Source organism: Synechococcus sp. MIT S9503, from assembly GCF_047304175.1.
Taxonomy (GTDB): domain Bacteria; phylum Cyanobacteriota; class Cyanobacteriia; order PCC-6307; family Cyanobiaceae; genus Synechococcus_C.
Genome location: NZ_CP138955.1, coordinates 2,311,732 through 2,327,379 on the forward strand (window position 1 = coordinate 2,311,732; position 15,648 = coordinate 2,327,379).

General features: G+C 51.7%; 2 protein-coding genes (1 of these 2 only partly in view). Both read left to right on the plus strand.

Features of this window, described 5'->3' with window-relative positions; all coding sequences use genetic code 11:
* Positions 1–14,274 carry the end of a hypothetical protein gene (locus SIB56_RS12510; protein ID WP_413324245.1) on the plus strand. 15,156 nt of this gene lie to the left of the window's left edge, so 14,274 of the gene's 29,430 nt are visible here — the last part of the coding sequence; its start codon lies off the left edge, out of view; its stop codon occupies positions 14,272–14,274.
* Between the two features lie 261 nt (positions 14,275–14,535).
* Positions 14,536–15,645 (plus strand): hypothetical protein, encoded by a 1,110-nt coding sequence (locus tag SIB56_RS12515; RefSeq protein WP_413324246.1) that lies wholly within the window; start codon positions 14,536–14,538, stop codon positions 15,643–15,645.
* Positions 15,646–15,648: the final 3 nt, after the last annotated feature.

Genomic DNA, 15,648 nt, shown 5'->3' on the forward strand with positions numbered 1-15,648 from the left:
GTGACCATTGGCAGTGTGAACGCTGCCTCCACTGCCGATCTTTCCGGTGGAAAGATCGACATCAATAACTTTGGCGCCCGCTTGGCAACACAAGGTGACTACAGCCAAGCCTTCGCAGCACAGTCCATTGGCGGTGGTGGTGGTTGGGTTGGTCCGAGCCAGGGCAACCTCATCTTGGGTGCCCAAGCTGGTTCTGCGCCGATGGATGCTGGCTCGATTTCAGTCAACAGCCGCTCAATCATCACAACGTCCGGTAATACCTCACCGGCTATCAGCTTCCAATCCATTGGCGGTGGTGGCGGTTATGCCGGCCAAGTCGATGGATCAGCTCAGTTCGGCAGTCTCAATAGCTCTGGTAGTCAAAATGCTGGTTTTGTCTCTTTAACCAATACCGGTTCCGTTCAAACGACAGGCAACTTCAGCCCACTTATCAATGTCCAATCCATCGGTGGAGGTGGCGGCCGTGCTGGAGATATCGGAACAACCCTCAACCTCGGAGCTATCAATCTGCTTGGGGCCTCTGCGCAAGGCGGCAATGTCACTGTGCGCAATTCTGGTGAACTTCTGATCAGTAAGGGCCTGAGTTCTCCGGCTTTGCTTGTTCAGTCCATCGGTGGTGGTGGTGGAGCGAGTGCTGAGGTCATGGGCAATGTGACCATGGGTGCAAGTGGTACGGGTGTTGCCAATGCAGGCATCGTTGATGTTACTAATTCCAGTTTGATCGAGACCACTGGTAATAACTCCATCGGTCTGCTTGCACAATCAATCGGCGGCGGTGGTGGTGTCGCTGGTCTATCTGCTGGTGATGCCGTCATCCTTGGTGGTTCTCTTGTCGGCAACGCCTCAGGTGCTCGTGTGCTTGTTACCAATACAGGGAATATCACCACCACAGGAATTAATGCTGCTGCATTCTTGGCACAGTCCATCGGTGGTGGTGGAGGTGCTGCAGCCAAGTCGTTTGGCACTCTCAGCAGATTGGGAGCCAGCGCCGGCAATATTGCTGACGCTGATGATGTCAGTGTCACCAATAGAGGCATCCTCACCACATCTGGCAATGGATCTCCAGCTTTGATGGTTCAGTCCATTGCTGGCGGTGGGGGTTATATCGCTGAAACCAATGCACTTTCGAGTTACGACGTAACCCTTGCAGGCAGCAATCTGAATTCTGCTAATGCAGGAGATGTCACACTCACCAATACTGTTGAATCTCTGGCGACATCGGGCTCATTCAGTCCAGGGCTTGTTGCTCAATCCATCGGTGGTGGTGGCGGTTGGTCGTTGCTTCGCAGTACACCCAATGCTCAGCTTGGTAGTGAAGCTGGTAACAACCTCACCGGTGGCAATGTCACTCTCACCAGTCAAAGCTCCATCGGTTCTGTTGCTGATTTCTCTACAGCAGCAGTGATTCAGTCTGTTGGTGGCGGCGGTGGTGTCACCGGTAATGCCCTGGGTAATGTCACCCTTGGAGCCTCCAGCACCCAGGGCACTCTCAGCTCTGGCTCAGTTTCCGCCGATTTCACCGGTGATGTCATCACCTTGGGCCAAAATTCAGCGGCAATGGTTGTTCAGACTGTCGCAGGTGGAGGTGGTCTCGGGGCAGAAGTAACGGGTAATGCAGTCTTGGGCATGACCAGTGCCTCGACCACTCTTGCCAATGCAGGATCACTCTCCTTTGAGGGTCGAGGTGCATTGATCTCTACTCAGGGGATCGATTCACCCGCGATTGTCCTCCAGTCGATCGGCGGCGGCGGCGGCTGGGTCGGCAATGTTGAAGGGAACAGCACCCTTGGTGCTTCTCATGTTGGATCAGCTAATGCTGGGTCCATTGATGCCGATGTCGATTATTCACTGATTCAAACCTCTGGTGAAAACTCCACAGGTCTGCTTGTTCAGGCAATCGGTGGAGGTGGTGGTTTCACAGGCAGCACGAGTGGTCATTCACTGACTCTGGGAGCCACCGTCTCTGGCAACAGTTCTAGTGGATCTGGAGATCTTGACCTCCTCAATAACGCCACAATCAAGACCTTTGGCAAGAATTCAGCAGCTCTGATCGCTCAATCGATTGGCGGCGGTGGCGGCGCTTCTGCCACCGATGATGGTAATTTGATTGCGATTGGAACTGTTTCAAAGACAACCTCTGTTAATAATCTGCCAGTGATGACCACTGGTAACGTCAATGTTGTTAATAATGCCAGCTTGAGTACTAACTCAATTGGTTCTGCTGGTTTGATTGTTCAGTCGATCGCCGGTGGTGGTGGCTACGTATCTCAAACCAAAGGAAGTGAAGAATACGATATTAGATTTGGAGCTGAAGGAAATCTTATTGGGGATGCTGGAAATGTTTCAGTAGAGATTAACGGTGAATTTGTGACAACTGAGAAAGCCTTCTCGCCTGCTTTTGTAGCTCAGTCTGTCGCTGGTGGTGGTGGATTTGCTTTGATTTCCGCTAAAGATAGTGGTTCAACTCGAATTGGCGCATCAGCAAATAATCTTGGCTCAACCAATTCAGGCGATGTTGCTGTTAATAACTCCGCAATACTTTACACCAAAGGAGATTTCTCTACTGCTTTAACAGCTCAATCCATTGGTGGTGGTGGTGGTGTGATTAGTTCTGCTGCGTCAGGATTGGAACTTGGTACTTTGAATCATCGAGGCTCTGCAGGGGCCGGCAATGTTGAAGTGACAAATACCAATCTTGTTCAGACTGATGGTCAGTATTCTTCTGGAATCATTGTGCAAACCATTGGTGCTGGTGGTGGCTTTATTGCTGGCTCTAGTGATGGAGCAGCCAATCTTGGCGCTGTCAACGGAATTAGTGATTCTGTAGGTGCATCAGGAAGCTTGACTCTTGAATCACAGGGTGATTCGATTACTACCTCAGGTCTCGGATCAACAGGAATTCTTGCTCAATCTATTGGCGGTGGTGGTGGATTTGTGGGTGCTTCAATGGATGGAGTTCTCCTTGGTGGTCAATCACAAAATAACATTCTTTCTGGCGACGTAAGTGTTACCAACAGCAGTTTTATTAATACTTCTGGTGGAGCTTCTGCCGGGTTAATCGCTCAAAGTATTGGCGGCGGCGGCGGTGTTGTCAGTATTACAAATAGCGAGTTAATTGAATTGGGTGGTAGTAATCTTTCTAATGCGAATGCAGGTTCAGTTTCTGTTCAAAATACAGGTGATATTACAACTACCGGTGAGACTTCGCCATTGATCATGGTTCAGTCTATTGGCGGAGGTGGTGGTTTTACTTCTTTAAACGCCAATACGTCTCCTTCTTCCAGCACTAATGTTATTAGATTTGGAGACCAGAATTCCAAGCAATCTAAAGGCGGGAACATAACAGTTGAAAACAGTGGATCACTGAATTCTTCTGGCCGTTCGTCTTCTGCAATTGTTGCTCAGTCAATTGGTGGCGGTGGCGGAAATATTAGAAGACTCGATACCGATGATTTCGGTTCGAGTATTCAAATGGGTTCCCAAAATAACTCCTTTGGGGCTGCTGGATCAGTGATAGTTAAAAATACTGGCAAATCAATTATTACTACTGGGGATTATGCACGTGCGATTTTGATTCAGTCAGTCGGCGGTGGAGGCGGTTGGTTGGCTGGAAGCACAGATTCTGATGCAACCGTCATGTTGGGTTCGATCAATCCTTCTGGTTCTGTGAGCAGTGGAAACATCACACTCTTTAATACAGCTTCGATTGGAACTACTGGGTTAAGTGCAGGTGCGATCACTGCTCAATCGATTGGCGGTGGTGGCGGTCTGATCGGTATGGAATCAGGCCAACTTCAGTTGGGCTTAGAGGGAGGTACTGGTACTAATAACTCGGGGGTTGTTGATGTAATCAATACAGGATCGATTCTCACTGAGGCTAGTGATTCGCCTGGCTTACTCTTGCAATCAATAGCTGGTGGCGGAGGTCGTGCCGATCAATATGCCGGAGATTTGCAGCTTGGTCTTACCGGCGATGGCGGCTCTATCATCTCCAACAGTGGAAATGTCAAGTTAAAAAACACATCTAAATTTGTTGTCACTAAAGGCAATGGTTCACCCGGAATCAGCTCTCAATCAATTGCCGGTGGTGGTGGTTTTGTCGGAGACTCAACAAGTCAAAATGATTCGATAGGTCGTTTAGGAGCTGGGAAATTATTGCTCAATTCCGAAGAAAAGGTTGTACCAGACGCAAATGGAGATTCACTCAACGCCGGTTCACTAGATATTTTCAATACTGCAGATATTCAAACTTCTGGTTCCATTTCTCCTGGCCTTTTAGCCCAATCCATCGGTGGTGGTGGTGGTTATGCCGGAGGAATGGATTCAAACAAAATCTCCCTTGGTACCAATGGTTTTAGCTCATCAAATTCAGGCAATGTTCTCGTTACTAATACTGGCTCCATAACAACCACCGGTAGAGGCTCAGGAGCTTTGCTGGTCCAATCAATTGCAGGTGGTGGCGGCTTCTTGAGCTCAGATGTTATCGACTCGATGTTTATGGGTTCCAACTTCACCCTTAGTTCAACGAGTGGAAGTGTTGCTGTTAACAATTCCGGCGATCTCTCAACAAAAGGCCCAGGTTCTATTGCACTGCTTGCTCAGAGTGTCGGCGGAGGCGGAGGTGTTAATGCTTATGCCGAATTAGATGAAAATCTTGTTGCTCAGGACAGTCTAGAACTTAAAAATACTGCCACTGCTGCTAACTATCGTCTTTTCCTTTCATCTAAACAGGCTCTCAACTCCGGCGCTGAAGATATAGCTGTTAAGAATACAAGTTCAGTGATAACAACATCTGGAGATGGTGCTCCCGCGATGTTGATTCAAAGTGTTGGTGGTGGTGGTGGTTGGGCAACATTAAAAGGAGCTTTTAATAGCAATTTGCGGCTGGGCGGCAAAGAAGGGTCTAATGCCTATGGAGGTGATATTGAGGTAGAAAATACTGCCGACGTTTCCACTATCGGGGGTTATTCGCAGGGTATTCGAGTACAGACCGTTGGTGGAGGCGGGGGTGCAGTGAGTGCCAAGGCCAACGCAGTGCGCTTGGGATCTCTTTCGATTTCGGGCGACAGCAGTGGTGGTGACATAAAAATCATGAACAGTGGCGATATCGTCACGACTGGTGCTGGTTCCACCGGCCTTAACGTAATGAGTCTTGGTGGAGGCGGCGGAGCTGTCTTCGGCATATCGACTGATACGGCTAAGTTTGGAACACTCGCGAAAGATCTGACGATTGACGCAAGTGGCGGTGATATTGAAGTTGTCAACAATAGTGGCCTGATTCAAACCAGCGGCGAAGCCGCCACTGCGTTAGCTGCTACCAGTGGCGGCGGTGGTGGTGGTTTTATTGCAGAAATTGGCGGTGATTTACTCGGTGGCTCCAATACAAACGGAAATACCTCTGCGGGTGATATTTTGGTGACTAATAAGGCTAATCTTCTCACCTTTGGTGATGGTTCGATTGGCCTCGCAGCACTGAGCCATGGTGGTGGTCATGCATTCTCAGGACCTATCCGCAGTGGCGAGCAGTTGGTTTCCATAGGAAATATCGGCAGTTCGGATGGTTCTGCAGGCAGTGTGAATATTATTAATACAGGAGTGATCCAAACATCTGGCGCTGCTGCACCAGCAATTCTGGTTCAATCCACTGGTGGCGGAGGTGTCTACGCGCCTGTTGCCTCAGACCCAGATTTTTACTGGCTTGGTAACGCTGGTACAAACATCACTGGAAATAATGCTGATAGCGTCACGATTAATACTCAAGGAAATATCACTACCGATGGTATTGGGTCCCAGGCACTGATTTCCCAGTCCATCGGTGGCGGTGGTGGATTCCTTGGGGATATCACACCCGACAATCAGGGAGATAGTGCAGCTCTTCTTGGCAGCCAAGGACCTCAAGGATTTGATAAGAAAGATACTGTTGCTGCGTGGAATAAAGAATGGAAAGATCTTATTGACAATGCAGCAAATTCTGACCCCAATTATTTCAAAGATTTGAATAATCTAGATAATGTTGATCGTCTGATTGTTCAAAATAAAACTTCTCAGATTGGTGGTGGAGGTAATGCTGGTGCCATCGACATCACCATCAATGCTGAACAGTACTTAACACAACAAGATAATTCTTCTGTCGTTCTTGCTCAAAGCATTGGTGATGGAGGTGGTTGGTTGCTGCTTGACCAAGGAAATAATTATTCTTTTCTCGGTGCTATTAAGTCTGGAGGGGGTAAGGGCTCTTCTGTTGATGTCAATAGCACGGTGAATCTGTTCAGTTTAGGATCCAATTCTCCTGCACTTGTAGCGCAATCAATTGGAGGAGGTGGTGGTGCTACTGGTGATTCCAATAAATTCGCCCGTATCGGTACGGTTGAAGGCCGAGCTAATACCAGCTCAGGAAATGTGACAATTAATCATGTTGGAAATATCTCTACCGAAAGTGTTTACTCCAGTGGTCTGCTTGCCCAATCAATCGGTGGTGGTGGTGGATTGGTTGGTATCGTTTCCGGTGCTGTCAGTCTTGGTTCTGTTAATTCCGTCGCTCAGCAAACATCCACTGCTGGGGTAGTTGATGTGCAGCTTGATGGCACAATTCAAACCAAAGGCAATAATTCTCCTGCTTTAGTTGCTCAGTCAATCGGCGGCGGTGGTGGCTGGGTCGCTCAGGCCTCTGGCGAGGTGGATATGGGTGCATTCAACACCGGGGAAAGTGATAATAGTTCGAACAAAATTTCGGTTAATACAACTGGTGGATTAAATACACTTGGTCAAAACAGCACAGGTTTACTTGCCCAGTCAATTGGCGGTGGAGGCGGTTTTATTGGGATTAATAATGCTGACGATTATCGCTTGGTATTGGGTGCGACTTTCTCTAGTGGCTTGAATAATTCTTCGGATATTAATGTTGTCAACCAAGGTTCTATTTCGACCTCCGGGAACAATTCTGCTGCTTTGACAGCACAAAGTATCGGTGGTGGTGGTGGCTCTACAGCAATCAACTGGACATCAGCTTCTGAGTCACCAGAAGCTCTGATTGTTATGGGTTCTGTTGAGTCAAGAACCGGAAATTCTGGAAATCTCAACATCACGAACCAGTCCAATCTTGTAACAAAAGGACTTGCTTCCCCGGCTCTCTTGTTGCAGAGCATCGGCGGCGGTGGTGGAGCAATTCAGTCCCTTTCCAACTCGACTGCAAGCCTTATTCAATTTGGCTCCGACTTTTTCTCACCTGATAACCCTGCAGCTTTCTCCGCTGGATCCATTGATTTCACTTCAAACTCGAACAGCTTGATCTCTACTTCCGGTGATCGTTCGGCCGCCGCAATCGTTCAGTCCATCGGAGGAGGTGGTGGTTGGGCTTTAATTAACTCTCAAAAAGAAGGAATCGCGCTTGGAAGCGGTATATTGAATGATACGAAAGACAGTTTAAAACCCCTCATTATAAACAATATATTTGAGGGTAAAGCGACAGGTGGTTCCATCACAGCTGATATCAGCGGCATTATCCAGACAACCGGATCCACCAGTCCTGGCTTCGTGGTCCAAACCATCGGAGGTGGAGGTGGTTTTGCCGGTGACGCAACAGGAGATGGACAACTTGGCGGCCTCTATGTGGATTCCACAGTCGGTATCGAAGGCTCCAGCAATGTGTTGATGCCAATCGCCTGTCAATTCGGCTCATGCCCAACAGATGCAGTTGAGCAAGCCGTTCTTGTTGATATCAATGGAGATGTTGTAACCACGGGTGCCACATCGCCGGTGATGTTGGTTCAAGCTGTTGGCGGCGGCGGAGGTCGTCTTGGAACCATCGGTGGCAATGCAACTCTTGGAATCAAATCCGGTACAGGATTGATGCAGGCATCTGGAGGATCTGTTCGCGTTATTAGTAACGCTGGTGCCTCACTGTCTTCCACCGGAAATGACTCCGCTGCACTGGTGGTTCAATCCATTGGTGGCGGAGGAGGCACTGTCAATTCCATCGGTGGTAATGCCACTCTTGGCGCGACCTCGACTGGCAATCTCTCCGCCGGCGCCGTTACCCTCAATGGACCATTTACTGCACAAACTAAGGGCACCAATAGTCCTGGTGTTGTTCTCCAATCAATCGGTGGTGGTGGTGGTCTTGCTGCCGATGTTGATGGAGATCAAATTGACTTCGGAACGTTTGGTACTGCCAACACTTCTGCAGCTGATGTCACTGCCATCAGCCGTAATTGGCAGATCGGTACTGAAGGTCGCAATTCACCTGGTCTCATTTTGCAGTCCATTGGTGGTGGCGGCGGTGTTGCCTACACGTCGACTGCATCGGTTGATCTCGGCGGTGCAGTGACCGGTAATACGAGCTCTGGCGATATCAGACTGACATCCAAATTCAATTCCCGCATCACGACCACAGGTGTTTCATCTCCTGCGGTCATTGCCCAAACGATTGGTGGCGGTGGCGGTTACGCCGGTGGTGATGGCAGTGGCACTTCAGCCAGTGTCAAGCTTGGTGGGACTGGCAAACAAATCGGCAATAGCGGTGCGATCAACCTCTTCTTTAGCGGAGGCAGCACCCTTATCACCAACGGAGTTCAATCTCAGGGGATCATTGCTCAGTCTGTCGGAGGTGGTGGTGGCTTCACCTCACAAAACGGCGAAAGCATGCTGCTTGGTATGAACGGCGGCTCCGGCAATGCTTCTGATGTAGAGATCACTCAACAAGGAACGGTCATTACCACCGGCCAACACTCAGAGGGCATCATTGCCCAGTCGATTGGTGGCGGTGGCGGAAGCGCTGGTTCCAGCAGCACAAGCCTTGTGATGGGCGCGACCAACGCCAGCGGTAATGCGGGCGATGTCATCGTCGCAAACACCGGTCGCATACAAACTGAAAGCGATTACAGCATCGGTGTTGTCGCTCAGTCCGTTGGCGGCGGCGGTGGTCGGATCGCCTCCGCCAGCGGCTCACTCATCCTTGGTGCCGATGGTGGTAGCGGCAATGCCGGCAATGTCTCGATTGACAATACCGGTGGTGTTATTTCCACCAGCGGAGATTACGCCCCCTCCTATCTGATGCAATCCGTTGGCGGCGGCGGCGGCCAAGTCGGTCTGGGAGATAGCAACGGCAGTGGCACTGTCATTCTCGGTGGTGGCAGCAACGGCACCGCGGGCTCTGGTGGCACCCTCACCCTCGTCGAGGGTGGAGGGACCCTGCAGGCCACAGGCCAATTCTCCCCTGGCGTGATCCATCAATCCATCGGCGGTGGTGGCGGTTGGATCGGTGCGGTTCCTGCTGGGACCGTACAGCTCGGTGGCCTTACCACCGGCAGCTCAACCGGAGCTGATCTTGAGCTCACCCTCCCCTTCCAGGTCATTACAACGGGAACCAACAGCCCGGGTGCTTTGCTTCAGAGCATCGGTGGTGGTGGTGGCGTCGTCGCTGATGTAGGCGGCAACGTCACAATCGGCGGCACGCAACAGATAGGCGTTGATGCCTCAGCTGGTTCTCTTGACTACACACAGCTCAGCCGCAGCATTCAAACCGCTGCTGCTGACAGCCCAGGTGTTGTGCTTCAGAGCATCGGTGGTGGAGGTGGTCTGCTTGGTGCCGTCGATGGCAGCCTGGCCATCGGCAGCAGTTCATCCGTTGGTAGCGATGTTCGCGGTGGTGAGATAACAGCCATCAGTGATGCTCCCATCACGACAGCTGGAATCAGCTCTCCAGGTTTCACGATCCAGTCGATCGGTGGCAGTGGTGGTCTGATCGGCAGCGCACCGACTTCCGTGACCGCTGGTGGTTCGGGCTCTGGTGACAGCCGATCAGGTGCCATCACATTCACAAATACCGGCGACATCGCCACGCGTGGGTTGAATTCCAGCGGTGTGATTCTTCAGTCGATTGCAGGTGGTGGTGTCTACACCACTTCCGCTGGCGGTAATGCCATCAGTCTTGGCGGTTCGGTGATCGGTATCAACGACAGTGCAGCGATCAGCTTCACGACATCTGGTGCCATCTCTACTGCGGGTAGTAATTCAGCAGCGATTGTCGCCCAATCGATCGCTGGTGGCGGTGGTGCGGTGTTTGGTCTGGAAGAGGCCAGCGCCCCTTCTGTGACGCTCGGAGGCAGTAATGCCACTCAGAACCAAGCCAGCACTGTTGATCTCACGATCGCAGGCAACCTCGCCACTGTCGGCAATCTTTCACCTGCTTTGCTTGGCCAGTCGATTGGTGGTGGCGGTGGTTACGCCCCGATCGCATCCAAAACGGCAATTTTGGGTGCGCAATCCAGCTCTAACCTTGATGCAGCAGCCGTCACAGTCAATTTGAATGCTGATGTGTTCACAAGTGGATTAGGCAGCGATGGTCTGCTGCTGCAATCGATTGGTGCCGGTGGTGGTGTCACGGGATCCACCACAGCCGGCCTGACGATGGGTGCATCGACATTGGCCAATGGCGATGCAGCTGATGTCACCATCAACAGCACGGGCACCATCACCACGACCGGTGAGCAATCGATCGGGATTTTTGCCCAATCGGTTGGCGGTGGCGGTGGCCGTGCTGGCAGCGCCTCCGGCAGCGTCACCCTCGGCGGCAATGGAGCGTCTGGCGATGCAGGCAACGTCACGCTGAATCTCGCCGTTGATGGAGGAAGCGGCTCGATTGTCACGACTGGAGAGCAATCGCCAGCTTTTGTGCTGCAGTCGATTGGTGGTGGCGGTGGTTTGGTGTTCCCGAGCACGGAGACCAGCAGCGGGGACCTGCTTTTGGGTGGCGATACCCTGGGCACGTTGGGCAAAGGTGGAGCCATCAGTTTCACCGCTGGAGGTAGCAGTGCCGTTACCACCACGGGAGAAGGCTCCAGTGGTTTGTCGTATCAATCGATCGGTGGTGGTGGTGGCTTCAGTGGCAGTACGAGTGCCAATGCTCAGCTTGGCGGTCTGTACCGAGGTAGCTCCTCCGGTGCTGATTTCACGCTCAGTAGCCAGATCGACTCCGCGACCAATGGCGTTGATGCCGCTGCATTGATGCTCCAGTCGATCGGTGGTGGTGGTGGACGCGTTGGCGATGTGGGTGGCAATGCCAACCTTGGCGGCACGTCCAGCATTTTGAGTTCGCCCAATGGCCAGGCTGGTGGTCTTGAGATCACCCTGAATTCCAACCTCACCAGCAATGGCGATCGCGGCGCTGGTGCGCTGATTCAGTCGATTGGCGGTGGCGGCGGTGTGGCTGGTGCCATCGGTGGCAATGCAACCCTCGGCGGTCTGGGCCTGGGTAATCGTTCTTCTGGCGCGATCAGCCTCACGATCGACAATCGTGTGGGCTCTGGTGGTAGTAACGCCCCTGGACTCCTGGCACAAACCATTGGTGGCGGCGGTGGCAGCGTTGACAGCGTGGCTGGCAACTTCATTGCCGGTGGCTCTTCGCTCGTTCCCAACACTGGTAACAGCTCGGCTGGGAACCTCAGCCTCGTGATTAATTCCAACGCTCGAGTATTCAGTACGGGTGATACGAGCCCTGGTTTCATTGCTCAGACCGTTGGCGGTGGTGGTGGTTTTGCCGCCTCTACGGCTGGAACCGTTCAGCTCGGGGCAGGCGGTGCTGGAACAACGAATGCTGATGCTTCCTCAGGCGCGATCACCTGGACGAATGACGCCAGTGGAACGCAAACAGTCGTCACCGACGATGACATCATCACATCAACAATCTCTGGAATCTCCACCACAGGCGATCTTTCACCGGCTGTTGTGCTGCAAACGATCGGTGGCGGCGGCGGTTACACGACTGGAGGCACGAGTGTTAGCTTCTCAGCCGCTGGCCATGCAGGTAGTTCAACGACTGCTGGTGCCATTACCGCAACCAACAGTGGTGTGATCACCACCAGCGGCGACAACAGCATTGGCTTGATGCTGCAAACCATTGGTGGCGGCGGAGGTGTTGGCGGCTCATCGACGGGTGTGGTGAGCCTTGCGAACAGTAATGCCAACTCCAGTTCGGGTGATATCAATTTCACCAACACCGGAACGATCTCCACTAGCGGCCGTGGATCGCATGCGGTCGTCGCCCAGACCATCGCCGGTGGAGGTGGATTTGTCTTCGGTGGTGTTGATAGAGAAAATGCCATCTCATTGCTCGGTAACCCCACCGGCAGTTCCGGTGATATCAAGGTCACAAACAGCGGCAACATTCTTGCCAGTGGTGAGAATGCTGTTGCGCTTCTCTTCCAGAATGCGACAGGCGGTGCTTATCTCTATCAAAATTCCGATGGTTCGGTGAGCAACATCACCGAGGGTGTTACCGATGGAGACGCTCCAGCTGGTGAGGTTGTAATCAGTAACAGTGGGCAGATTATTGCCTCTGGTCAAGGCGGAGTCGGCATCACCAAGAGCACGAGTGATATCAGCGGCAACCTGCGTGTTGAGAATGCAGCTGGTGCTGTAATTCAAGGTGGTGATGGCGGATCTGCAATTGATCTTCCAACAGATGATGTCGAGCGCATCATCAATTACGGCAAAATTATTGGTGGTAACGACGGCAATAGCAATGCGATTACAGGCCCTGGCGGTCCTGATGAAATTTTTAACTACGGTGAGATTTCAGGAGACATTATTCTTCCAGGACTTACTAAAAATATCTTCAATGCTCCAGATGCCCGAATTGAATCTCAGCTGATTCGTGCCAATGGCAATGTAACTTTCTTCCAGGAAGGAATTGTTAACCCAGGTGGTGAATATCGCATTGACAATATGGTTAATGATATTAACTACACCACAACGGAGACATCGTTCTATGAAGCTGATTTGGTGTTGCGGTCGGGTGAAACAGACAATCTCACGACGCTGTACAAAGCAAATCTGAGCGGAACGGTTGAACTCCTCGCCAACCAGGTGGGCCAGGCGATGCCTGGTGATTTTGTCAGTGAGGGGATTGTTGATGCCAAGCAGGGGATCACGATCGGTGACCTCAAGTTGATCGCTCCCAAGTCAGCCGTTGCGTCGTTCGACTTCAAGCTGACCGAGCAGAATACGAATCTGGCGTTCCTTTACAGCGTTGACTACGCCCCGAGGGGCCTGGATCCGAACTCCACAGCAGTTGGTGAGGCGGTCAACACGATTCAGGCAGCAGGCAGCACGGATGACTTCAACGCCACAGCTGCGCTGATCTTTGCTGAGGAGACCACAGGTGATCTGAACAAGCTGTACCGCCAGTTGTCGGGTTCCACAGCGACAGCATTCCCGCAGGTGTCGCTGGCAACCGGCCAGGCCTTCCAGCAGGAAGTGAATGAATCACTGGATACAGCGGTTCTCTCCCAGCTGCAGCGCTGCATTCTGCAGGTTCAGAGCCTCGAAAGAGGTGAGAGCTACAGCGGTGATCCAGCCGATTGCGGCAAGTGGCGCACCTGGGTGAATGCCGGCGGTAGTGATGCCAATACCCCTGGTAGCGGTAGTTCCAATCAGGTTGGCTACAGCACCAATGCGTTCAACACGTCGGTTGGAGCTGATGCTCTGGTTGGAGACAACACGCTGGTGGGCATCGCCGGTCGTTTCGACAACCTGTGGACGACGACCACAGAGCCAACCAACTTCGGCAAGACAGAAGGCTGGAGCGGCATGTTCTATGCCAAGCAGCGCCTGGGTTCTGATACCTGGCTGACGGGCTCCGTGGGTGGCGGCGGCTTTGTGACCGATACGACCCGGCAGGTGAAGATTCCGGGTTACTCCTCCACTGAAGAAGGCACGAGCAACAGCAGCGCGATCGGTGGCAGCCTGCGGTTGAGCCATCGGATCAGTACGGGAGAGCAGGGCAGCCTGACGCCGAGCCTGGGTCTGAGCTGGCTGCAGCTGAATCAGGGTCAGTATTCGGAGTCGACGACGTCGAACAACCGTGCTTATGTGCAGCCCGGGAATCCACTTGATCCAACACCCGATCCAGGTAAGGCCAGCTACTCGCTGACCTATGAGTCAGCGACGTATAACTCGATTCCATTGGAGATCGGCCTGGCGTACAAGCAGCCGTTCAAGGCTGGTTCAACGACGGTGATTCCTCGGATCAGTGTGGGTTATGCGTGGGATCTGGGTGACACACAGCGTTCACTGACTGCACGATTCAGGTCTGCACCGAAGGGATCGTTCACGGTGGATGGAACACCGGCCCCGGCGTCATGGTTCAACCTTGGTCTGGGAGTGGATGTATCGATCAATGATCGATTAACGGTGTATCTGAATGGCTTGGGCCAGCTGTCACCAGGCAGCACGCAGTCGATCAACTACGGCGGTGGATTCAGATGGAGTTTCTGAATCCGATTGAGACTGGCTACAGCTTTTGAACAGTTGATTCACGACGCTCATATCTTTCCAGTGTCTTTTCGACGAGAATTCGCATGATGATGCTACGTGCGAATGGTGAAATAACGAGTCATGCAAGATTGGGTTTGGGTGAGATCACTCAAATCTGCGTTGTCGGAGAGAATATTGCCAATAGCGTAAATTTTCCAGATATCACCTGGAAAACCCCTGACTTCCATGTCCTGTTGATTGAGATTCTGGAGAGATAAATCGATGGGGATTCGTTCGTTTGCAAGACGCCTCTTCGTTGGTCCTCAGACCACAACTACAGCACCAAGTGATCCATGGATTGGCGCCGATGCTGGTAATGGATTTGGTGCGAAAAGGTTATTGCGATCGTCTGTCCAGTTTGATTCACTCGCTATCGCTAAGCATGCGTCTAATGCCGCGCTTGATGGTGTTCAGGTTTTGACTCGTTATTGTGCGACCGAAAAGCCTTATTGGTACGGATTTTTATCTCATTACTGTGATTTAGGTGTTAAGTATTTGAATGTCTGTGTTCAATCGGAGGCTGATTTCGATGCGGTGGTTCACGCTCCTGTCCCTGATGGGCTAAAAGTTATCTGCCATCGAATTAATGCAAAACTCGATCCCTCTTCTGCGTTACGGGAGTTTGACTTTCGTAGTATTTCAGATCAAGCGGCTTTCACATTGCTGGTGGATTGTGATGAGTATTTTTATGCATTGCGTCCGGATTTAGCAATATCAGGCTTATTTTGTGCTTTCCCTGCGGTTGGTCAATTTTATTTGCCATGGCTGATGTGCCCTGTTCTGACAGCTAGAGAAGACGATCTTTTGGGATTCTGGGGTCATATAGGTAAGCCCGTTGCTCATTCGTCGCGCATCGCCTCTGTTGCTAATGATCATTCCTTTAGGGTTGATGACATAACTAATGACCCAAGGCATTGTTCGTCTCCTGCAGGCATGTTTGGGTTTGTTATTGTTCATTATTGGTCCCGTAGTTTTCGTGATTGCTTGTTGAAGACATTTAATAATCGTTTCAAGGACTCAAAAAGCTCAGACCTGAGTTTTGCGCTAGAGAAGATTCGTGCCGGTGACTTACCTGCTCGTTTGCGGCTTTTGGCTTACCTAAGGGTCCAAACAGGCTTTCTGCCAGTTCCATCTATGCCGACAAGGAATTTTCAGCTTGACCTAGAGGAAAGGATGGTTCGTGAGTGCCTTAATACAGAAGATGAGTCTCTATGCCGATTAACCTTTGATCGTTATTGTGAACAGCTTCAAAAACAGCGTTCTCGTTTGCCTTTGTATCCAGCCGCTGCCTTAAAGTCAATTGTCGATGAACTCCCCTCTCCCAATTGGTAGCCT